General features: G+C 58.2%; 19 protein-coding genes and 1 pseudogene. 17 read left to right on the top strand and 3 right to left on the bottom strand.

Annotated features, from left to right (window positions below; all coding sequences use genetic code 11):
- The first annotated feature begins 44 nt into the window (after positions 1 to 44).
- The 5 genes from ytfR to BWI95_RS03105 all read left to right on the top strand — a co-directional run bounded on the left by ytfR (position 45) and on the right by BWI95_RS03105 (position 5758).
- Positions 45 to 1547, top strand: coding sequence for a galactofuranose ABC transporter, ATP-binding protein YtfR (ytfR, locus tag BWI95_RS03125; RefSeq protein ID WP_076768988.1), 1503 nt, complete (start codon positions 45 to 47; stop codon positions 1545 to 1547).
- Positions 1548 to 1557: 10 nt separating this feature from the next.
- A complete protein-coding gene (gene ytfT / locus BWI95_RS03120; protein WP_164896952.1) occupies positions 1558 to 2583 on the top strand; it encodes a galactofuranose ABC transporter, ATP-binding protein YtfT in 1026 nt (341 codons plus the stop codon).
- The gene (yjfF, locus tag BWI95_RS03115) at positions 2570 to 3568 is read left to right on the top strand and encodes a galactofuranose ABC transporter, permease protein YjfF (protein ID WP_023478490.1); all 999 of its coding nucleotides are present in this window, start codon (positions 2570 to 2572) and stop codon (positions 3566 to 3568) included. The genes ytfT and yjfF overlap by 14 nt, the downstream gene beginning before the upstream one ends.
- A 110-nt stretch (positions 3569 to 3678) precedes the next feature.
- Complete coding sequence (locus BWI95_RS03110; RefSeq protein WP_054803078.1) at positions 3679 to 5244, top strand: methyl-accepting chemotaxis protein; 1566 nt, start codon at positions 3679 to 3681, stop codon at positions 5242 to 5244.
- Positions 5245 to 5260: 16 nt separating this feature from the next.
- Positions 5261 to 5758, top strand: coding sequence for a DUF2569 domain-containing protein (locus BWI95_RS03105; protein WP_054803023.1), 498 nt, complete (start codon positions 5261 to 5263; stop codon positions 5756 to 5758).
- Between the two features lie 44 nt (positions 5759 to 5802).
- On the opposite strand, the gene fbp is transcribed toward BWI95_RS03105, so the two are convergent.
- On the bottom strand, positions 5803 to 6801 hold the full coding sequence (fbp, locus tag BWI95_RS03100) for a class 1 fructose-bisphosphatase (RefSeq protein WP_023478503.1): 999 nt from the start codon (positions 6799 to 6801) through the stop codon (positions 5803 to 5805).
- A 279-nt stretch (positions 6802 to 7080) separates the two neighbouring features.
- On the opposite strand from fbp, the gene mpl reads away from it, so the two are divergent.
- Entirely contained in the window at positions 7081 to 8463 is a 1383-nt protein-coding gene (mpl, locus tag BWI95_RS03095) for a UDP-N-acetylmuramate:L-alanyl-gamma-D-glutamyl-meso-diaminopimelate ligase (RefSeq protein WP_023478520.1), read from the top strand.
- A gap of 60 nt (positions 8464 to 8523) precedes the next feature.
- Here mpl and BWI95_RS03090 read toward each other — a convergent pair.
- A pseudogene (locus BWI95_RS03090) lies at positions 8524 to 9732 on the bottom strand (aldose 1-epimerase family protein).
- A gap of 259 nt (positions 9733 to 9991) precedes the next feature.
- Positions 9992 to 10549: a ribosome biogenesis factor YjgA gene (gene yjgA / locus BWI95_RS03085; RefSeq protein ID WP_023478484.1), complete on the bottom strand. Its 558-nt coding sequence runs from the start codon at positions 10547 to 10549 to the stop codon at positions 9992 to 9994.
- A gap of 94 nt (positions 10550 to 10643) precedes the next feature.
- Here yjgA and pmbA point away from each other — a divergent pair, with 94 nt between their 5' ends.
- The 11 genes from pmbA to BWI95_RS03030 all read left to right on the top strand — a co-directional run bounded on the left by pmbA (position 10644) and on the right by BWI95_RS03030 (position 20819).
- The gene (pmbA, locus tag BWI95_RS03080; protein ID WP_042714065.1) at positions 10644 to 11996 is read left to right on the top strand and encodes a metalloprotease PmbA; all 1353 of its coding nucleotides are present in this window, start codon (positions 10644 to 10646) and stop codon (positions 11994 to 11996) included.
- Between the two features lie 55 nt (positions 11997 to 12051).
- Complete coding sequence (gene cybC / locus BWI95_RS03075; RefSeq protein ID WP_023478426.1) at positions 12052 to 12438, top strand: cytochrome b562; 387 nt, start codon at positions 12052 to 12054, stop codon at positions 12436 to 12438.
- An 885-nt stretch (positions 12439 to 13323) separates the two neighbouring features.
- The gene (locus tag BWI95_RS03070; protein ID WP_083699312.1) at positions 13324 to 13662 is read left to right on the top strand and encodes a glycine dehydrogenase; all 339 of its coding nucleotides are present in this window, start codon (positions 13324 to 13326) and stop codon (positions 13660 to 13662) included.
- Positions 13663 to 13672: 10 nt separating this feature from the next.
- Positions 13673 to 14035 (top strand): SFCGS family glycine-rich protein, encoded by a 363-nt coding sequence (locus BWI95_RS03065; protein ID WP_023480243.1) that lies wholly within the window; start codon positions 13673 to 13675, stop codon positions 14033 to 14035.
- A gap of 2 nt (positions 14036 to 14037) precedes the next feature.
- Positions 14038 to 14334: a DUF4312 family protein gene (locus BWI95_RS03060; RefSeq protein ID WP_023480238.1), complete on the top strand. Its 297-nt coding sequence runs from the start codon at positions 14038 to 14040 to the stop codon at positions 14332 to 14334.
- Positions 14335 to 14385: 51 nt separating this feature from the next.
- Positions 14386 to 15162, top strand: coding sequence for a DUF4311 domain-containing protein (locus BWI95_RS03055; RefSeq protein WP_023480218.1), 777 nt, complete (start codon positions 14386 to 14388; stop codon positions 15160 to 15162).
- 9 nt (positions 15163 to 15171) lie between these two features.
- Positions 15172 to 15813: a DUF4310 family protein gene (locus tag BWI95_RS03050; RefSeq protein ID WP_023480214.1), complete on the top strand. Its 642-nt coding sequence runs from the start codon at positions 15172 to 15174 to the stop codon at positions 15811 to 15813.
- Between the two features lie 42 nt (positions 15814 to 15855).
- Positions 15856 to 16989: an amidohydrolase/deacetylase family metallohydrolase gene (locus tag BWI95_RS03045; protein ID WP_076768986.1), complete on the top strand. Its 1134-nt coding sequence runs from the start codon at positions 15856 to 15858 to the stop codon at positions 16987 to 16989.
- Entirely contained in the window at positions 16973 to 18091 is a 1119-nt protein-coding gene (locus BWI95_RS03040; RefSeq protein ID WP_054804018.1) for a DgaE family pyridoxal phosphate-dependent ammonia lyase, read from the top strand. The genes BWI95_RS03045 and BWI95_RS03040 overlap by 17 nt, the downstream gene beginning before the upstream one ends.
- The gene (gene dagF / locus BWI95_RS03035) at positions 18088 to 18825 is read left to right on the top strand and encodes a 2-dehydro-3-deoxy-phosphogluconate aldolase (protein ID WP_042714055.1); all 738 of its coding nucleotides are present in this window, start codon (positions 18088 to 18090) and stop codon (positions 18823 to 18825) included. Before BWI95_RS03040 ends, dagF begins: the two co-directional genes overlap by 4 nt.
- Before the next feature lie 83 nt (positions 18826 to 18908).
- Positions 18909 to 20819, top strand: a complete 1911-nt coding sequence (locus BWI95_RS03030) for a BglG family transcription antiterminator (RefSeq protein ID WP_054804016.1) — start codon at positions 18909 to 18911, stop codon at positions 20817 to 20819.
- Positions 20820 to 20852: the final 33 nt, after the last annotated feature.

The following is a 20852-nucleotide window of genomic DNA, read 5'->3' as shown; positions in this document are numbered from 1 at the left end:
CCCTCTCCCCGCCGGGGAGAGGGCATCTGTGTAAGGGGTCAACAATGAACGCGGAAGCACACCAGGAAATCCTGCGTACCGAAGGCTTAAGTAAATTCTTTCCCGGCGTAAAAGCGCTCGATAACGTGGATTTCTCGCTGCGACGCGGTGAAATCATGGCCCTGCTCGGTGAGAACGGCGCGGGAAAATCGACGCTTATCAAAGCGCTGACCGGGGTTTACCACGCGGATAAGGGCACCATCTGGCTTGAAGGCCAGGCCATCAATCCCAAAAATACCGCCCATGCCCAACAACTGGGGATTGGCACCGTTTACCAGGAAGTGAACCTGCTACCGAATATGTCGGTGGCGGATAACCTGTTTATTGGCCGTGAGCCGCGCCGCTTCGGCCTGCTGCGCCGCAAAGAGATGGAGCAGCGCGCCAGCGAACTGATGCAATCTTACGGCTTCTCGCTCGACGTGCGCGAGCCGCTTAACCGCTTCTCCGTGGCGATGCAGCAGATTGTCGCCATCTGCCGTGCTATCGATCTCTCGGCAAAAGTGCTGATCCTCGATGAGCCAACCGCCAGTCTTGATACCCAGGAAGTGGAGATGCTCTTCACCCTGATGCGCCAGTTGCGCGATCAGGGCGTCAGCCTCATCTTCGTGACCCACTTTCTCGACCAGGTTTACACCGTTTGCGACCGCATCACCGTGCTGCGCAACGGCAGCTTTGTCGGCTGTCGCGAAACGCGCGAGCTGCCGCAAATTGATCTGGTGAAGATGATGCTGGGCCGCGAGCTGGAGAGTAACGCCCTGCAACGCGCCGGGCGCACGCTGCTCAGCAACAAGCCGGTGGCCGCCTTTAACAACTACGGCAAGAAAGGGGTCATTGCTCCGTTCGATCTTGAGGTTCGCCCCGGTGAGATCGTCGGTCTTGCCGGGCTGCTAGGCTCCGGGCGCACCGAAACGGCAGAGGTGATATTCGGCATTAAGCCCGCCGACAGCGGCAGCGCGATGATCAAAGGCCAGCCGCAAACCCTGCGCTCGCCCCATCGCGCCTCCTGTCTTGGGATCGGTTTCTGTCCGGAAGATCGCAAAACCGACGGCATTATTGCCGCCGCTTCGGTACGCGAGAATATCGTACTGGCGCTACAGGCCCAGCGCGGCTGGCTGCGTCCAATCCCGCGTAAAGAGCAGAACGCGATTGCCGAGCGCTTTATCCGCCAGCTGGGCATTCGCACGCCGAGCGCCGAACAGCCGATTGAGTTTCTCTCCGGCGGCAATCAGCAAAAAGTGCTGCTCTCGCGCTGGCTGCTGACGCGCCCGCAGTTCCTGATCCTCGATGAACCCACGCGCGGGATTGATGTTGGCGCGCATGCTGAAATCATCCGCCTGATCGAGACCCTCTGCGCCGACGGGCTGGCGCTGCTGGTGATCTCTTCTGAGCTGGAGGAGCTGGTGGGCTATGCGGATCGGGTGATCATCATGCGCGATCGCAAGCAGGTCGCCGAGATCCCGCTCGCCGAGCTTTCCGTTCCGGCGATCATGAATGCCATTGCGGCGTAAGGAGTAGAGTGTGATGCCTCAATCACTGGGCCAACAGGCGCAGCCGAAGCGCCGTTTTAGCTGGCCGACCGGCACGCCGCAGATCTTAGCCCTGCTGCTGGTTTTACTGGTGGACAGCCTGGTCGCGCCCCATTTTTACCAGGTGGTGTTGCAGGATGGCCGCCTGTTTGGCAGCCCGATCGATATTCTTAACCGCGCAGCGCCGGTCGCGCTGCTGGCCATCGGCATGACGCTGGTGATTGCCACCGGCGGCATCGATCTCTCGGTCGGCGCGGTGATGGCGATTGCCGGCGCGACGGCGGCATCATTAACCGTCTCCGGCCATAGCCTGACGGTAGTGTTGCTGGCGGCGCTGGCCACCGGCGTGCTGGCCGGGCTGTGGAACGGCATTCTGGTGGCGATCCTCAAGATCCAGCCCTTTGTTGCCACGCTGATCCTGATGGTCGCCGGGCGCGGGGTGGCGCAGTTGATCACCTCCGGGCAGATCGTCACCTTTAATGCGCCGTCGCTGGCGTGGCTCGGCAGCGGCTCGCTGCTGCTCTTCCCGACGCCGGTGATCATCGCGCTGGTGACGTTACTCATCTTCTGGCTGTTTACCCGCAAAACGGCGCTGGGCATGTTTATCGAAGCGGTGGGGATTAATATCCGCGCGGCAAAAAACGCCGGGGTGAATACGCGGCTGGTGGTGATGCTGACCTACGTGCTGAGCGGCGTTTGCGCGGCCATCGCCGGGGTGATTGTCACCGCGGATATTCGCGGCGCGGATGCCAACAACGCCGGGCTGTGGCTGGAGCTGGACGCCATTCTGGCGGTGGTGATTGGCGGCGGCTCGCTGATGGGTGGGCGTTTCAACATTGTGCTGTCGGTGGTGGGGGCGCTGATTATTCAGGGCATGAACACCGGCATCCTGCTCTCCGGTTTTCAACCGGAGCTTAACCAGGTAGTGAAAGCGGTGGTGGTGATGTGTGTGCTGATTGTCCAGTCGCCGCGCTTTATTGCGTTGCTTAAAGGAGTGCGCGGTCATGATAAAACGTAACCTGCCGTTGATGATCACGCTGGGCGTTTTCGTGCTCGGCTATCTCTACTGCCTGACGCAGTTTCCCGGCTTCGCCTCGACGCGCGTCATCTGTAATATCCTGACGGATAACGCCTTTCTCGGCATTATCGCCGTCGGTATGACCTTTGTGATCCTCTCCGGCGGTATCGATCTCTCCGTCGGCTCGGTGATTGCTTTTACCGGCGTCTTCCTGGCAAAAGCGATTGGTGCCTGGGGCATCTCGCCGCTGCTCGCCTTCCCGCTGATTTTGCTGATGGGCTGCGCTTTCGGTGCCTTTATGGGGCTTTTGATCGACGCGCTGAAAATCCCGGCCTTTATCATCACCCTCGCCGGGATGTTCTTCCTGCGCGGGGTTAGTTATCTGCTGTCGGAAGAGTCGATTCCCATTAACCACCCGATGTATGACACCCTCTCCAGCCTCGCCTGGACCATCCCCGGCGGCGGGCGGCTGAGCGCGATGGGGCTGCTGATGCTGATGGTGGTGGTGGTCGGTATTTTCCTTGCTCACCGCACCCGTTTTGGCAACGAAGTGTACGCCATTGGCGGTAACGCTACCTCGGCGAACCTGATGGGCATCTCGACGCGCAGCACCACCATTCGCATCTATATGCTCTCAACGGGGCTGGCAACGCTTGCCGGGATTGTCTTCTCCATCTACACCCAGGCGGGCTATGCGCTGGCGGGCGTGGGCGTCGAGCTGGATGCGATTGCCTCGGTGGTGATCGGCGGCACGCTGCTCAGCGGCGGCGTTGGCACGGTGCTTGGCACGCTGTTCGGCGTGGGGATTCAGGGGCTGATTCAGACCTATATCAACTTCGACGGTACGCTCAGCTCATGGTGGACGAAGATCGCCATCGGCATCCTGCTGTTTATCTTTATCGCTCTGCAACGCGGCCTGACGGTGCTGTGGGAGAGCCGACAGAACTCGCCGGTGACGCGAGTAAGCCCAACGGCAACAAAGTAACAAGATATTGAAATTGCTATTTTTCTTCTAAAGGAATTCCGGTAGCGGTCGATAACTGACGAATGGGCTTAATTTACGCCAAAAAGTTCTTCGCTACCGGAATCCACATCATGCTTAAAACGCTTTCGATCCGTACGGGCTTACTTTCTCTGCTGGCTGTTATGACTCTTCTGCTGCTGCTGGTCAGCGGCATCGGTATTTATGCGCTCAATAAGAGCTCCGCTTCGCTGGCGCGAATCAACCAGCTTCAGGGCGAAAAGATGGCGCGCCTTAACAGCGGCTACACCATGATTCTGCGCGCGCGCAACGAAGCCGGCCAGGCGGTGCGCATGATGGAGGTGGGGCTGCTTGATGATGCAGCCAACTCCGTAAAACTGATTAATAACGAAATCGCGCTCGGCGAGCAGTCCCTCACTGGCGTTATCAGCGCGGGCGTTGATGATGAGCAGGGCGCGGTGTTGCTGGCAAAGGTGGCGAAAAGCTATGGCGATTACGTCAGCCAGGGCATTAAGCCGATGCAGGACGCGCTCAACCAACAGAGCGCTGATGCCTATTACGAACTCCTCGAAAGCAAACTGATCCCTGTCTCCCGCCAGTTCGATAACGATATGCAGGCCTTCCAGGCGTGGGGCGAAGCGCGCGGTAAAACCGAAGTGGCAGCCGTGCAGAGCAGTAAGCGCTTTGTTATGTCGCTAATTTCTGTGGTTGCCCTGCTGGTGGCCGGGATTATCGTGCTGGCCTGGCTGGCGCTGCGCCATATGCTGCTTAAACCCCTCGATACCTCGATTCAACAGCTGGAACAGGTGGCGGCGGGCAACCTGATTGCCGCGAAAACCGAAGTGACGGGAAAAGAGTTTAACCGCCTGAACGCGGCGATTGAGGAGATGCGCCATGCGCTGATCGGCTCCGTGATGCGCGTGCGCGATGCCAGTTCGCAGATTGATACCGGTAGCCGGGAGCTGGCGGCAGGCAACCTCGATCTCTCGCAGCGCACCGAATCCACCGCCACTTCGCTTGAGCAGACCGCCGCCAGCATGGAGCAGATCACCGCCACGGTGAAACTCAATGCCGACAACGCCGAGCAGGCGCATAAGCTGGCGAAAACCGTCTCCGAGACCGCCGATCGCGGCAGCGAAATGGTCTGCTATGTGATTGAGAAAATGCGCGATATCGCTGGCAGTTCCGATCGCATCGCCGATATTCTTAGCGTGATCGACGCCATTGCTTTCCAGACCAATATTCTGGCGCTCAACGCCGCCGTCGAAGCGGCGCGCGCGGGTGAGCAGGGCAGAGGCTTTGCGGTAGTGGCGGGCGAAGTACGCAGCCTCGCCAGCCGCAGCGCCGACTCCGCGAAAGAGATCCGCCAGCTTATCAGCAGCTCGCAGGCGCAGGTCTCCGAAGGCAGCGATCTGGCGATGCAGGCCGGTGAAACGATGGATGAGATCGCCGAAGAGGTGTTGCGCATGACTAAATTGATGCGCGAAATTGCTAACGCCTCGCAAGAGCAGAGTCGCGGTATTGAGCAGGTTAATATTGCAGTAAGTCAGATGGATGAAACGGCGCAGCAGAATGCGGCGCTGGTACAACAATCGTCTGCGGCGACGCGCTCGCTGGAGCAGCAATCACGAGAGCTGCTTGAAGCGATGGCGTCGTTCCGTTTGCAGACGCAAGCATAATCAAAGGTAAGGTGTTATGGCTGTATGTATTCAATGTGATAGCGAGGCGCTGAAGGGCAGCGACTATTGTGCCATCTGCGAGGAGCGCGAGTTTAAAAAGATCCGCGGCTGGCTCTATCTTCCGGCGCTGGGGTTGGTTGCGTCGATCATCGTCAACCTGATATCCATTAACTTTACGCTGCGCTTTTTAATGGAGAACTTCGCGCTGATTGGCTCGGGGCAGAAAGGGATCCTCTTTTTCGAGCTGGCGTCGTTTGTCGGCATGTTTGCCTATGCGCTGTTTGTCAGCAGCCTCTTTTTCCGTAAAAAGCGTCAGCTGCCGCGGCATTACATTGTACTGGTGGGGGTGGGTACGGCCTTTGTCGCCGTCGATCTGCTGTTGGGGCACCACTATCTGAATGTGCCTTATGTCTTTGAGACGGTGAAACCGCTGGTGCGCAATGTGCTGAACGCCTGTATCTGGATCCCTTACTTCATCGTGTCCGAACGCGTGAAGCGTACCTTTGTGAAGTAAAGATTGGCCGGAGGGCCATCGCGCCCTCCGGCCATCACAACTTGTTATGCGTCCGGATACTCACGCATATAACGCTCAACATCATCCACCATATGCTCATTGCCGACGAAGAACGGACGGCGCTGGTGCAGGCTCTCTGGCTGAATATCAAGAATACGCTCTTTACCGTCGCTCGCTTTGCCGCCGGCCTGTTCCGCGAGGAAGGCCATCGGGTTGCACTCATACAGCAGGCGCAGTTTCCCTTGCGGGTGGCTGGCGGTGCTCGGGTAGAGGTAGATGCCGCCTTTCAGCAGGTTACGGTGGAAATCCGCCACCAGTGAACCGATGTAGCGCGAGGTGTAAGGGCGGTGGGTTGCTTTATCCTCTTCCTGGCAGAACTTGAGATACTTCTTCACGCCCTGCGGGAATTTGATGTAGTTCCCTTCGTTAATCGAGTAGGTGTTGCCGCGTTCCGGGAAGCGCATGCGCTCCTGGGAGAGACAGAAGACGCCGAGTGACGGATCGTAGGTGAAGGCGTGAACGCCGCAGCCGGTGGTGTAGACCAGCATTGTCGACGAGCCGTAAACCACATAACCGGCAGCAACCTGTTTGTTGCCCGGTTGCAGGAAATCCTCTTCGGTGACCGGCGTGCCAACAGGCGTAACGCGGCGGTAGATAGAGAAGATGGTGCCAACAGAGACGTTAACGTCGATGTTGGAGGAGCCATCCAGCGGATCCATCAACACCACGTATTTAGCGTGCTCGCACCCTTCGAAAACGACGATCTCATCTTCTTCTTCAGAGGCGATACCGGCGACGATATCGCGGGCGCGCAGCGCGGATTTCAGTTTCTCGTTCGCAAACAGGTCGAGTTTTTGCTGCACTTCGCCCTGTACGTTCTCAGCACCGCTGGCACCCAGGATATCGACCAGACCGGCCTTATTGATATCGCGATGAATGATCTTGGCGCCCAGTTTTATCGCCGACAGTAAAGCAGTTAGTTCACCCGTGGCATGCGAGAACTCATGCTGCTTTTCGACAATAAATTCACCTAACGTTTTCATAACACTTTCCCTGCATTTTTGAATATGGAGTAAAGCGATTGTAGCCTGCGGTTTTCAGCGTGTTTGACGGAGAAGTTCAGGGTCGTTAACCAACGAAACGGTAACAACCCGAGCTTTCGCAAACGAAAACGCAGCGGACATGCAACAATACTAACAAACATTCAAAACTTCGCGCACAGGTGAATCGCGCCAGCGGGGTACGGATTATCCTGAAATGCATTTCTCAGACGTTAAACATATGCGTAAAATGTGCGCCAGGTTAAGCAAGGATAATGACGTATGCGCATTCATATTTTGGGGATTTGTGGCACTTTCATGGGCGGGCTGGCAATGCTGGCGCGCTCGCTGGGCCACCAGGTAACGGGTTCGGATGCCAATGTCTATCCGCCGATGAGCACGCTGCTTGAGAAGCAAGGCATTGATTTAATTCAGGGATATGACGCAAGCCAGCTCGATCCCGCGCCGGATTTGGTGATCATCGGCAATGCGATGACCCGCGGAAACCCGTGTGTCGAAGCGGTGCTGGAGAAGAACATTCCGTTTATGTCCGGCCCGCAATGGCTGCATGATTTTGTGCTGCGCGACCGCTGGGTTGTGGCGGTTGCCGGTACGCACGGCAAGACCACCACTGCCGGGATGGCGACCTGGATCCTCGAAGCCTGCGGCTATAAACCCGGTTTTGTCATCGGCGGCGTGCCGGGCAATTTCGATGTTTCCGCGCGCCTCGGCGAGAGCGATTTTTTCGTTATCGAAGCTGACGAATACGACTGTGCCTTCTTCGATAAGCGCTCCAAATTCGTCCACTACTGCCCGCGCACGCTGATCCTCAACAACCTTGAGTTCGATCACGCGGACATTTTTGACGATCTGAAAGCGATCCAGAAGCAGTTCCACCACCTGGTTCGCATCGTGCCGGGGCAGGGGAAAATCATCTGGCCGGAAAACGACATCAACCTGAAACAGACGATGGCGATGGGCTGCTGGAGCGAGCAGGAGCTGGTGGGCGATCAGGGCCACTGGCAGGCGAAGAAGCTGACCACCGACGCTTCAAGCTGGGAAGTGTGGCTGGATGGTGAATGCGTCGGCCAGGTCAACTGGGGCCTGGTGGGCGAGCACAACATGCATAACGGTCTGATGGCGATCGCCGCTGCGCGTCATGTTGGCGTTACGCCTGCGGATGCCGCCAATGCGCTCGGTTCGTTTATCAACGCCCGCCGCCGCCTTGAGCTGCGCGGTGAAGCGCACGGCGTCTGCGTGTATGACGATTTCGCGCACCACCCGACGGCAATCCTCGCCACACTCGCCGCGCTGCGCGGTAAAGTGGGCGGGACGGCGAAGATCATTGCCGTGCTGGAGCCGCGCTCCAACACCATGAAGATGGGGCTGTGCAAAGATGATCTCGCGCCGTCGCTGGGCCGCGCCGATGAAGTCTTCCTCCTGCAACCGCAGCATATTCCGTGGCAGGTCGCGGAAGTGGCGGAGGCCTGTATCCAGCCTGCGCACTGGAGCGCGGATGTCGATACGCTGGCGGATCAGATTGTGAAAAGCGCCCAGCCGGGCGATCACATTCTGGTGATGAGCAACGGCGGCTTCGGCGGCATTCATCAGAAGCTGCTCGATAAGCTGGAGAAGAAAGCGCAGCTCGCGGCTGAAAAAGCCTGATAGCTGAGGCGTAAAAAAACCGCGCACGGGCGACCGGCGCGGTTTTTTTTATGCCTGGCGTTACTCTTTCGCCATCGGCGTATCAATGGATTGCGGCGCTTTGTCGCCCTGAATGGTTTTCACGCGCTCTTCAACTTTCGCCACCTGATCGCGGTTGTGCAGCAGGGTATAGGTGAGGTCGAAGCGGGTGCTCTGGCCTGCCTGAAGTTGCTTAACGCGTTTCTGCTCGCGCTCGATGGTGACCGGGTAGGCGTAGCTGGTGCCCGGCTCGATGCCGGTAACGTACCCCTGTTTTTCGGTATCGGTATTTTTCCACAGCGTCAGCACCGGCAGCTGATCGGTGTTGTAGTCAATCGCCACGCCTTTATCGCCCGCTTTATTCAGCAGCGCGGCGACGGTCTGCTTGTTCGCATCGGCCAGCGGTTTGATATTAAAGACCATTTCGTCGAAGCCTTTGGTCGGCCCGGCATAGGTTTGCCACGTTTTCATGCCGCCTTTGGCGTAGTCATTGAACGGGCTGACGCTCTCCAGCGGCGTGATAAAGCGCGCGCTCTCTTCGAGGATCGGTTTGCTGAAGTTGCTGTGATAGATGATCTGGTAATCATGCGGTTAGTCGGCGTGGTTGGTCAGCACATCATGCAGGCTGAAGCTGTTGCTGCCCGGAATGTAGCGCAGTTCCATCTCGGTTTGCAGATCGGCTTTTTTGAAGGTGCTCTCTTTCACCAGCCCGCGAATGCGGATCTCATACGGCGCTTTTTCGCTGACATCGACGGAAACCTGCGAGGCTGGCGTATTGCCCGCTTTACCATGCAGGGTGTAAAGCTGCCCGTCAGCGGTGACCGGGTGACCCGTCCACTCATAGCCGCAGCGCACCACCATTTCGTTGAAGCCTTCCAGCCAGCCAAGCCCGTTGCGGCTCTCCAGGTTCATAAACGCCGGGTTCACCACCTCTTTCACCGGCGAACTCCAGCCCATATGCACACCAAAACCATCGGCGTAGAGCAAATTCATGCCGCGCGTTGGGCTAAGGGCAATGGTCAGGCCGTTTTTGCTGGTCAGCTTGATGACTTTGCTCCCCTCCTGCTTGCCGCCGTGTAGCACCACCTGCTCAATGCTGAACTGCTGATCTTTAATGTTCAGCTGATCGCTGGTGATACGCCAGTTTCCCTGCTCGATATTGCCTTCAGCACTTTTCAGCACCCAGGTTTTTGCCATCACCGGCGCGGAAACCAGCAGCGCAATAGCGGAGAGCATCACGGTATTTTTCATCTTATTTTCCTTTTTAGCTGAATCGATTACCTGCGTTACAGCAGGAATCTACGTTTTGCGTCGCCAGGAAAATGTGATCCGTTTCATCTGCTGAAAATGAGCGTCGGGCAGAGGCGGAAAGGGAGATATTGATCTCGTTTATTGATGAAATGAAACTAATGGATGGTGTGAATATGTGAAGTGGCGTGCTTTTAGCTTTAACGTTTCAGCTAAAAGGGAATAAAAAAACCCTCTTCGGGTAAAGAGGGTTCTGTGCGGTTTAGCTCTCTTCGCTGCTCTCTGCGAGCTCACGCAGATACTGGAAGATTAAACGCGCGGTTTTTGGCGGCTTGTTGCTCTCTTTCTCTTTCTTGGCGTTGCGGATCAGCGAGCGCAGTTGCTGGCGATCAGCATTCGGCCACAGATTCAGCACGTCCGGCACCGCGTCATCACCCTCTTCAATCAGGCGATCGCGCAGGTGTTCAAGCTTATGGAAGAAGGCAACCTGCTGGTTATGGCGGTTTTTCAGCTTATCCAGCGCCTGGCGAATCGGCTCGACATCGCGTTGACGCAGCATTTTACCGATCAACTGCAACTGACGGCGGCGACCCTCTTTCTTGATGCGCTGCGCCAGCTCAATGGCGTCGCGCAGATCCTGGTCGAGCGGGATTTTATCCAGCGCGTTTTTTCCCAGCTCTACCATTTCAGCGCCAAGCTGCTTTAACTCTTCAGCATCGCGCTTAATTTCACTCTTACTGACCCAGATGATCTCATCATCTTCGTCTTCGCTCTCGTTACCGGGCACGTCGTCGAGCCAGTCGTCGGGCTGCTTTGTCATCTCAGGCTCCTTAAAAAAGAGGCTAATGTTACCAGTTAAGGCGCGCACTGAAAAACGGTTCTCTGTTAGACTTCAAAGATTCTCTCCCTTAATTATGGCATTGGCGATGAAAGTAATCACACAAGTGGCACAACAGCGCAAAGTTCTGGAAGAAGCGGTCGCAACCGCGCTTGATCTGGCCTCAGGCCGTTCGGATGGCGCGGAAGTGGCGGTCAGCAAAACCACCGGTATCGGCGTCAGTACCCGCTATGGTGAAGTGGAGAATGTCGAATTTAACAGCGATGGTGCTTTAGGCATCACCGTTTATCACCAGAACCGCAAAGGCAGCGCTTCGTCGACGGATCTAAGCCCGGAGGCGATTGCCCGCACGGTGCAGGCGGCGCTTGATATTGCCCGCTATACCTCGCCAGACCCGTTCGCTGGCGTGGCAGAAAAAGAGCTGCTGGCCTTTGACGCGCCGGATCTCGATCTTTTCCACCCGGCGGAAGTGACCCCCGATGAAGCAATTGAGTGGGCGGCACGCGCCGAGCAGGCGGCGCTGAAAGCGGACAAACGCATCAGCAACACCGAAGGCGGCAGCTTCAACAGCCACTACGGCATTAAAGTCTTCGGCAACAGCCACGGCATGTTGCAGAGCTACTGCTCCAGCCGCCACTCGCTGTCGAGCAGCGTGATTGCCGAAGCGAATGGCGATATGGAGCGCGATTACGCCTACACCATTAGCCGTGATATCAACGAGTTAAAAACGCCGGAGTGGGTGGGTGAAGAGTGCGCCCGCCGCACGCTGTCGCGCCTCTCGCCGCGTAAATTGTCGACCATGAAAGCGCCGGTCATTTTCGCTAATGAAGTGGCGACCGGGCTGTTTGGTCACCTGGTCGGCGCCATTGCTGGCGGCGCGGTCTACCGCAAATCGACCTTTTTACTCGATTACCTCGGCAAGCAGATCCTGCCGGAGTGGTTAACCATTGAAGAGCACCCGCACCTGCGTAAAGGGCTGGCCTCCACGCCGTTCGACAGCGAAGGCGTGCGCACCGAGCGCCGCGATATCGTCAAAGAGGGCGTGCTGATGCAGTGGCTGCTGACCAGCTACGCGGCGCGCAAACTGGGGCTGAAGAGCACCGGTCACGCGGGCGGCATTCACAACTGGCGCATTGCCGGGCGCGGCCTGAGCTTTGAGCAGATGCTGAAAGAGATGGGCACCGGTCTGGTGGTCACCGAGCTGATGGGCCAGGGCGTGAGCGGCATCACCGGGGATTATTCGCGAGGCGCGTCTGGTTTCTGGGTTGAAAACGGTGAAATTCAGTATCCAGTGAGCGAAATTACCATTGCCGGCAACCTGAAGGATATGTGGCGCAATATTGTTACTGTCGGTGACGATATTGAACAGCGCAGTAACATCCAGTGTGGTTCAGTGTTGCTGCCGGAGATGAAGATCGCCGGACAATAATTCGTGGCGCGGCGTTCTGCGCCTTTAAGCGTGATAATAAAAAAGGAAATGAGCAATGCGTAAAAACCTGTTAGCGATCCTCGCGGTGTCGTCGTTGTTTGTGGGTTCAGCGGTGTTTGCCGCTGACCTTGAAGATGATATGGAAACGCTGAATGACAACTACAAAGTGGTGCAGAAAACCGACGATGCTTCTGAGTTGAAAGAGGCGTTAGGAAAAATGCGCACTGCCGCGCAGGACGCCCAGAAAGAGACCCCGCCGAAGCTGGAAGGCAAAGCGCCGGACAGCCCGGAGATGAAAGATTTCCGCCACGGTTTTGATATTTTGATTGCCCAGATCGACGGCGCGATGAAGCTGGCGAACGAAGGTAAAGTGAAAGAAGCGAAGGCCGCAGCGAAGGATATTGCTGGTACCCGCAATACCTATCATCAGAAATTCCGCTAACCGAATTCCATCAGGAAAGGGCCGCCACCTCACCGTCGCGGCTCTTTTTTTATGCCGTTTTCCGGCATAGGTGACGTGCCGTGGTAGGCCGGATAAGGCGCAGCCGCCATCCGGCATTATCTCCGCGGCACAATTGCCGGATGGCGCGTTACACGCTTATCCGGCCTACTCCGTTTCAGCAACATGGGTTTCGTAGGCCTGATAAGGCGAAGCCGCCATCAGGCACTCCTTCAGCAACACATATTTTCCCTTTACATTCAATCTAATAGCGAGGGGTTGTGTCCCCGCTGAAATCGGCGAACCGGAGCGTGAATGACAAGGTCTGGACGCCATGGATGGCGGACAGAGGCGAACCGAGACAGGATGTCGAGTCGAGCCGGCCGCAGTCAGGCACGCGGGAGGTGAGCGCAGTGCGCAGCACCGATTTCCTCGCGGGGCCGCGGGGATTGATAAGGGGAGCGCGGCCGCTCCCCTTATCCCGTTCACCGCATAAGAGATTAATGAAACTCTCCAGCGCCTGGTGAACGGAACCATTCCACCAAAGCCACATGCAAACCCCATTGCCGGATGGCGGCTCCGCCTTATCCGGCCTACGCGGTTTCAGCGGTTCCGTAACCCCAGCAGCCCCCCAATAAGTAAACCTTATCCCCCTCACACTTTCTCCTCTTGGCTGCCCCTTTTTTTCTGCGCCATTGCGCGCCAAATCCCTCGCGCATTACCCAACGTTGTGACCGCCGTTCAGTGAAAAATCCCTCTGTAGGCTTTTTTTGTGGCGCAGATCACTAACGCCCTCCCGGTTTCCACTTCGAAGTGGAAAACTCCTCGCTACAAACTCTGCCTTCGCGCCGTTAGCTTTACTCCTGAGCCATCAACGGGGTACGACGAGTGAATAACGGAGCGGTAATGAACGATGCGACCATGCAGGCGGCGCAAACGGCAACCCTGGCGGAGCGCATGCTGTCGCAGGTCTACACCTTGCTTCATGCGCAGAACATCACGCCGAATGCGGTGCAGCAGCAGATGCTGACCTCCCATCTTCGCGCGATGGCGCACCGGTCGGTGACCGGCGAGCCGCTGCCGGAAGTGGATGCCAGCCTGTTTGATGAGATCTCGCCTGAATCGATGCGCCTCGCCCACGACGTGGTGGCGGCGTTTGGCAATCTCCCGGAAGAAGAGGCCTGGCTGCTGTCAGTGCACTTCGAAGTGGCAAAAGAGAACCTTTAAGGAGCAAACCATGGAACAGATTACCGTAGTGATTGGCGACCGGCTGGGCAAAGGGCAGAAAGTTGCGGCAGGCGTGGAGAAAGCGGGCGGGCGCGCGGTAGTGGTACCGGGCGTGGCGGCGGATATGAAACTCGGCGATGTGATGAACGCAGAAAACGCCACCTTCGGCATCTCTTTCTGCGGCAGCGGCGGCGCAGGCGCCATCACCGCGCAGAACAAATATGGCTATAAAGCGAAACACGGCATGCGCTCCATCGACGAGGGCGTCACCGCCATCAACGAAGGGTGCAAAGTGCTCGGTTTCGGCTTTATGGATAAAGAAGAGTTAGGCGAGCGCCTGGTGCAGGCGTGGCAGAAAAAACACGGCGCATAACCATGAAAGAACAGTTCACCACCACGGTCAGGGTGAAGGGCAAGGGCGACGCCAAAACGCGCGCCTTTGCTGACGCGCTGAACCATGTTCAGGCCGCGGTGATGAAGGCGTCGCCGCACATTTTACTGCGTATTGAGCCACAGGATGTGCAGGTCGTTCAGGCGCAGGAAACGACGCGCAAAGAGGCCTTTCTGTTCCTCTTTCTGCGTCGGGAAAGACGCTCGTACAGTGTGGAGCTGGACGTGACCGTCAACGTGACCGCCATCAATCTCGATAAGGTGGAGTTCGTCACGCACTAACTTACCGCATACCCCGCAGGCGTTGCTGGCAGGGTAGAAGAGGGCAGACTGATGTTCTTACTCATACTAATAAAATCGCTCATTATCGGCGGCCTGGTCGGCGTCGGTGTGGGCGCCGGGGCTGCACGCATGTTTCACGCGCCAACCACTCAGGGAATGGGCGCATTTCGTACACTGGGCGAGCTGAACTCCTGCGAAGGAGATCCGGCTTCGCACTTCTCCTTTGGTTTAGGCTTCTTCTTTAACGCCTGGGCTTCGTCGGTAGCGGCGGGTTCGTTTACCCAGGACGTTGACCACCGCATCATCCCGAACTGGGGCGCGGCGGCGCTGATGGTCAAAAACCGCAACGTCGGCGAAACCCTGCACAATCCGAAAAAGATGGCGATTGCCTGTGGCGTGATCGGCATGGTAGTCGTCACCTTCCTTAACCTTACGGCTTCCTCCGTTCCGGCAGCGCTGCAAGTCACCGCCGTGAAAGTGCTGGTACCCGCCGCTAACCTGCTGGTCAACACCATCATGCCGGTGATCTTCTGGCTGGCGGCGATCGACGCGGGCAAAAAATCAGGCTTCTGGGCGACGGTGTTCGGCGGCGCAGCGCAGCTGATTATGGGCAACGCCGTACCGGGCCTGGTGCTCGGCATCCTGATTGGTAAAGGGGTGGAAGAGAGCGGCTGGAACCGCGTCACCAAAGTGATGATGAGCGCCATTGTCGCCCTGTTTGTGCTGAGCGCCTTCTTCCGCGGCTTCGATCTGAAAATGATTGAGTCGTTCCACCTGAGCGCGCCGAACTGGCTGGAGCTCATCCACAACTCGCTGAGCGGCAAATAAGGATCTGCAATGGAAGAGAATAAAGGCTTCTGGTACGCCGACTGGTCATTCCCGATCTTCGTTGGCCTGCTCTCCTCCGGCGTCTTTGCCGGAACGCACATGTACTACCTCTACGGCATCGGCGCGTTTAACGAAGTGGCGTTTGTCTCGATGCTGCGCGCGGGGATGGACACCGGCGTTTACGGCGCGGTCGCCGCCTTCGGTGCCAGCTTCCTGTTTGCGCGCATTATCGAAGGGTCGCTGGTCGGTATTCTCGATATCGGCGGCGCGATCCAGACCGGCGTTGGTCTTGGCGTCCCGGCGCTGCTGCTCGGCGCGGGCTTTGTCTTCCCGGTCGCCAACTTTGTTGCCTCGCTGGCCACCGGGCTGGTGATTGGCCTGGCGATTGGTTACCTGATCATTCTGGCGCGTAAATTCACCATTAATCAGAGCGACTCCACCTACGGCGCAGACGTGATGATGGGCGCGGGTAACGCTTCCGGCCGTTTTCTTGGCCCGCTGATTATCTTAAGCGCGATGACCGCCTCGATTCCGATTGGCATTGGCTCGTTGGTGGGCGCGCTGCTCTTTTACCTCTGGCAAAAGCCGATTACCGGCGGCGCTATCCTCGGCGCAATGTTGCTGGGCGCGATCTTCCCGGTCGCACTCTGATCGATACGGGTGCTGCGGCACCCGTCACTTCTGGAGAGAGATATGTTTGATTTACTCCTGCGCCGGGCGCGTCTGGTGGACGATACGGTAACGGATATTGCCCTCAGCGACGGGAAAATCGCCGCACTTGGCGAGATTAGCGGCCCGGCGGTGAAAACCGTCGATCTGGCGGGCAAACACTATGTCAGCGCCGGGTGGATCGACTCCCATGTCCACTGCTACCCCAACTCACCAATTTACTATGACCAACCGGACAGCGTCGGGATTGAAACCGGCGTCACCACGGTTATCGATGCCGGCAGCACCGGCGCAGATGATATTGATGACTTCTACGCCATCACCCGCCAGGCAACGACCGACGTTTACGCCCTGCTCAATATCTCCCGCGTCGGGCTGATTGCCCAGAACGAGCTGGCGAACCTCGACAATATCGACGCCCGTGCCGTGCGCGACGCCGTGCAGCGCCACCCCGATTTTGTTGTTGGCCTGAAAGCACGCATGAGCAGCAGCGTGGTTGGCGACAACGGCATCACGCCGCTGGAGCGCGCGAAGGCGATGCAGCAGGAGAATGGCGATTTGCCGCTGATGGTGCACATCGGCAATAACCCACCGAACCTCGATGAGATTGCCGACCTGCTGAGCGCCGGAGACATCATCACTCACTGCTATAACGGCAAGCCGAACCGCATTCTGACGCCGGGCGGCGAACTGCGCGCTGCGGTGACCCGCGCCATTACGCGCGGCGTGCGCCTCGATGTCGGCCACGGTAGCGCCAGCTTCAGCTTTGCGGTGGCGAAGCAGGCCATCGGCCTCGGCATTCTGCCGCATACCATCAGTTCCGATATCTACTGCCGCAACCGCATCGATGGCCCGGTGCGCTCTCTGGCGAACGTGATGTCCAAATTTCTCGCCATCGGCCTCTCGCTGCCGCAGGTGATCGCCTGCGTGACCGACCACGCCGCCAACGGCCTGCGCCTGGCGAAAAAGGGGCGGCTGGCCGTGGGCTTTGATGCCGATCTGACAATTTTCGATCTTCGCCGCCAGCCGGTGCTGTTCACCGATGCAGAGAACAGCGCCTTGCAGGCTGACCAGTTACTTACGCCGCTGGCCGCCATTCGCGCGGGCCGGGGCTATCTGACCGAACAAGGGAGGGCAGAGCATGTCTTCGATTTATGAGAAGTACCAGTTAAAACAGGTGATTAACGCCTCCGGGCGCATGACGGCGCTCGGCGTCTCGACCCCGCGCCCGGAAGTGGTTGAGGCGGCGTTGCAGGGCATGAACCACTACTTTGAAATGAAAGACCTGGTGAATAAAACCGGCGACTACATTGCGAAGCTGCTGGATGTGGAAGGCGCGACCGTCGTCTCCTGCGCCTCGGCCGGGCTGGCGCAAGCCGTGGCCGCCGTGCTGGTGAAAGAGAGCGACTGGCTGCTGGAGAACCTGCACAGCACAAAGATCGAAAACAGTGAGATCGTGCTGCCGCGCGGGCACAACGTGAACTACGGCGCACCGGTCGGCACGATGGTGGCGCTTGGCGGCGGCAAAGTGGTTGAAGCCGGTTACGCCAACGAATGCTCCGCCGATCAGCTGGCAGCGGCGATCTCCCCACGCACTGCGGCGATCCTCTTTATCAAGTCCCACCACTGTGTGCAGAAGAGCATGCTCAGCGTTGAGCAGGCCGCCGTGGTAGCACGTAAACATAACCTGCCGCTGATTGTCGATGCCGCTGCCGAAGAGGATCTGCAGTGCTACTACCGCGCCGGGGCGGATCTGGTGATCTACAGCGGCGCGAAAGCGATTGAAGGACCAACCAGCGGGCTGGTGATTGGCAAAACGCAGTATGTCGAGTGGGTGAAACGCCAGACGGCGGGTATTGGCCGCGCTATGAAGGTGGGCAAAGAGGGCATTCTTGGCCTCACCTGTGCCATTGAGCACTATCTCAGCGCGAAAAAGGAGAGCGGGGCGGAGATGGTCGCCAAAATGACCCCCTTTATTGAGCAGCTCAATAGCCTCAATGGCGTCAGCGCCCGCGTGGTGTGGGACAGCGCCGGGCGCGACATTGCCCGCAGTGAAATCAAATTTGACGAAGCCATCACCGGCATCGCCACCGGCGAACTGGTCGAGGCCCTCAAGCAGGGGGAGTACGCCATCTATTTTCGCGGCTACAAAGCCAATGAAGGGATTATCGAAGCCGATGTGCGCAGCGTCAGCGCCGAGCAACTGACCATCATCGCGCAACGCATCGCCGAGGAACTGAATAAGGAGCCACGCCCATGAAACTGACCCCCAACTTTTACCACGACCGCGTCTGCCTGAACGTGCTGGCAGGCAGTATTGATAACGCCAGCGCCATCTATGAAGCGGCGGAAGGGCATGTGCTGGTCGGCGTGCTGTCAAAAAACTACCCGGATATCGACTCAGCGGTGGCCGATATGCGCCAGTATGCGCTGAGGATTGATAACGCGCTCTCCGTCGGCCTTGGTGCTGGCGATCCGAACCAGTCGGCGATGGTCAGCGCCATCTCCCGCGAAGTGCAGCCGCAGCATGTGAACCAGGTCTTTACCGGCGTGGGCACTAGCCGCGCGCTGCTCGGGCAGAACGAGACGGTGGTTAACGGTCTGGTCTCGCCCACCGGCACGCCAGGGCAGGTGAAAATCTCCACCGGGCCGCTTAGCAGCCAGGCCGCCGACGCGATTGTGCCGGTGGAGACGGCGATTGCTTTGCTGAAAGATATGGGCGGCAGCTCAATCAAATATTTCCCGATGGGCGGGCTGCAATGCCGCGAGGAGTACAAAGCCGTTGCCGAAGCCTGCGCGCGACACGACTTCTGGCTGGAACCGACCGGCGGCATCGATCTGGAGAATTTCAGCGAGATCGTCGAGATCGCGCTGGCGGCGGGCGTCAGCAAAATCATTCCGCACATTTATAGTTCAATTATTGATAAGGTGAGTGGCGAGACCCGCCCGGCGGATGTCCGCCAGCTGCTTATGATGACTAAAGCGCTGGTGTAAGGCCATCGCCGGATGGCGGCTGCGCTTTGATTATCTGCATAGGCTTCAACCCCTTACGCCACTTTTAACCATGAGGTAACGACGTGCGATTTCCGAACCAACGTTTAGCGCAACTCTTCACCCTGCTGCAGAACGAGACGCTGCCGCAGGATGAGCTGGCGCAGCGGCTGTCGGTCTCCACGCGTACCGTTCGCGCTGATATCACTGCGCTCAATGCGTTGCTGGAGAACCACGGCGCGCAGTTTATTTTGAGCCGCGGCAGCGGTTATCAGTTGAAGGTGCTCGATGCCGCGCTTTATCACGCGCTGCAAGCCACCCGCCCGCGCGCGCTGCGCATTCCGCGCACCGGGCCGGAGCGGGTGCACTATCTGGTGGTGCGCTTTCTCACCTCGGCCTTCTCCCTCAAGCTGGAGGATCTGGCTGACGAGTGGTTTGTCAGCCGCGCCACGCTGCAAAACGATATGACCGAGGTGCGCGAGTGGTTCTCCCGCTACCGCCTGACGCTGGAGACCCGGCCGCGCCACGGCATGAAGCTCTTCGGCAGCGAGATGGCGCTGCGCGCCTGCCTCACCGATCTGCTGTGGGAACTGGCGCAGCACAACGCTCATAACCCGCTGATTACCGAAGATGCGCTTAACGCGGGCGTGCCCGAGGCGCTGGCGCCGTTTCTGCACGACTGCTTCAGCCGCTACCATATTCGCCTTACCGATGAGGGCGATCGCTTTATTCAGCTCTACTGCGCCGTTGCCGTGCGGCGCATCAGCGAAGGGTTTCCGCTCTCGGAGTTCACCGCCGACGATGGCGACGAGCAGGTGCACCACGCCGCGCGGGATATTGCCAGTGCGTTGCAGCAGCTGGCGGGCAAACCGCTGGCAGAGGCGGAAGAGCACTGGCTGCGGGTGCATATCGCCGCCCGGCGGGTGCAGGATCCGGCGCCCAGCGCCATCAGTGCTGATGATGACGAAACGCTGGTGAACTACATCCTCGGCTATATCAATACCCACTATAACTACAACCTGCAGGGCGATGCGCAGCTGCATGCCGACCTGCTGACCCATATCAAAACCATGATCACCCGCGTGCGCTACCAGATCATGATCCCTAACCCCTTGCTGGATAACATTAAACAGCACTACCCGATGGCGTGGGATATGACGCTGGCGGCGGTGTCGAGCTGGGGGAAATATACGCCCTATACCATCAGCGAAAATGAGATCGGTTTTCTGGTGCTGCATATCGGTGTCGGGCTGGAGCGGCACTACAACGTTGGCTACCAGCGCCAGCCGCGCGTGCTGCTGGTGTGCGATGCCGGGAATGCGATGGTGCGGATGATTGAAGCGGTGCTGGCGCGCAAATATCCGCAAATCGTCATTACCCGCACCGTGACGCTGCGCGACTACGAGCAGTGCGACACGCTGGCGGAAGATTTTGTTATCTCTACCGCACGCATCAGCGAAAAAGATAAACCGGTGGTGACCATCGCGCCGTTCCCCAGCGACTACCAGCTGGAGCAGATTGGCAAACTGGTGCTGGTGGATCGCACCCGCCCGTGGATGCTGAAGAAATATTTCGACGCCGCCCACTTTCGCATTATCGATGAGGCGATGGATCAGCAAACCCTGTTCCGCACCCTCTGCGCCGAGCTACAGCAGGAGGGGTTTGTCGATGGCGAGTTCCTCGATTCGGTGGTGGAGCGCGAAGCGATTGTCAGCACCCTGCTCGGTGAAGGCATCGCGCTGCCGCACGCCCTTGGCCTGCTGGCAAAGAAAACCGTGGTTTACACCGTGCTGGCCCCGCAGGGCATCGCCTGGGGCGAGGAGACGGCGCACGTCATCTTTTTACTGGCGATCAGCAAAAGTGAGTATGAAGAAGCGATGGCAATCTACGATATTTTTGTCACCTTCCTGCGCGAACGCGCCACCGCCAGGCTCTGCGCCTGCGCCGATTTCGACACCTTTCAACGCGTGGCGATGGCCTGCGTAAGCCGGTTTTGAGAGCGGTTATCCAAAAACAGATGTAATGCCAAT

The organism is Kosakonia cowanii JCM 10956 = DSM 18146 (assembly GCF_001975225.1).
Taxonomy (GTDB): Bacteria; Pseudomonadota; Gammaproteobacteria; order Enterobacterales; family Enterobacteriaceae; genus Kosakonia; species Kosakonia cowanii.
Note: the sequence above shows the minus strand (reverse complement) of the source record. Positions and strands in the feature narration are given on the sequence as shown.

Excerpts from the sequence above, each read along its gene's own strand:
- ytfR (WP_076768988.1), top strand. The coding sequence starts at position 45 with ATGAACGCGGAAGCACACCAGGAAATCCTGCGTACCGAAGGCTTAAGT.
- yjfF (WP_023478490.1), top strand. The coding sequence starts at position 2,570 with ATGATAAAACGTAACCTGCCGTTGATGATCACGCTGGGCGTTTTCGTG.
- BWI95_RS03110 (WP_054803078.1), top strand. The coding sequence starts at position 3,679 with ATGCTTAAAACGCTTTCGATCCGTACGGGCTTACTTTCTCTGCTGGCT.
- BWI95_RS03105 (WP_054803023.1), top strand. The coding sequence starts at position 5,261 with ATGGCTGTATGTATTCAATGTGATAGCGAGGCGCTGAAGGGCAGCGAC.
- fbp (WP_023478503.1), bottom strand. The coding sequence starts at position 6,801 with ATGAAAACGTTAGGTGAATTTATTGTCGAAAAGCAGCATGAGTTCTCG.
- mpl (WP_023478520.1), top strand. The coding sequence starts at position 7,081 with ATGCGCATTCATATTTTGGGGATTTGTGGCACTTTCATGGGCGGGCTG.
- yjgA (WP_023478484.1), bottom strand. The coding sequence starts at position 10,549 with ATGACAAAGCAGCCCGACGACTGGCTCGACGACGTGCCCGGTAACGAG.
- pmbA (WP_042714065.1), top strand. The coding sequence starts at position 10,644 with ATGGCATTGGCGATGAAAGTAATCACACAAGTGGCACAACAGCGCAAA.
- cybC (WP_023478426.1), top strand. The coding sequence starts at position 12,052 with ATGCGTAAAAACCTGTTAGCGATCCTCGCGGTGTCGTCGTTGTTTGTG.
- BWI95_RS03065 (WP_023480243.1), top strand. The coding sequence starts at position 13,673 with ATGGAACAGATTACCGTAGTGATTGGCGACCGGCTGGGCAAAGGGCAG.
- BWI95_RS03060 (WP_023480238.1), top strand. The coding sequence starts at position 14,038 with ATGAAAGAACAGTTCACCACCACGGTCAGGGTGAAGGGCAAGGGCGAC.
- BWI95_RS03055 (WP_023480218.1), top strand. The coding sequence starts at position 14,386 with ATGTTCTTACTCATACTAATAAAATCGCTCATTATCGGCGGCCTGGTC.
- BWI95_RS03050 (WP_023480214.1), top strand. The coding sequence starts at position 15,172 with ATGGAAGAGAATAAAGGCTTCTGGTACGCCGACTGGTCATTCCCGATC.
- BWI95_RS03045 (WP_076768986.1), top strand. The coding sequence starts at position 15,856 with ATGTTTGATTTACTCCTGCGCCGGGCGCGTCTGGTGGACGATACGGTA.
- BWI95_RS03040 (WP_054804018.1), top strand. The coding sequence starts at position 16,973 with ATGTCTTCGATTTATGAGAAGTACCAGTTAAAACAGGTGATTAACGCC.
- dagF (WP_042714055.1), top strand. The coding sequence starts at position 18,088 with ATGAAACTGACCCCCAACTTTTACCACGACCGCGTCTGCCTGAACGTG.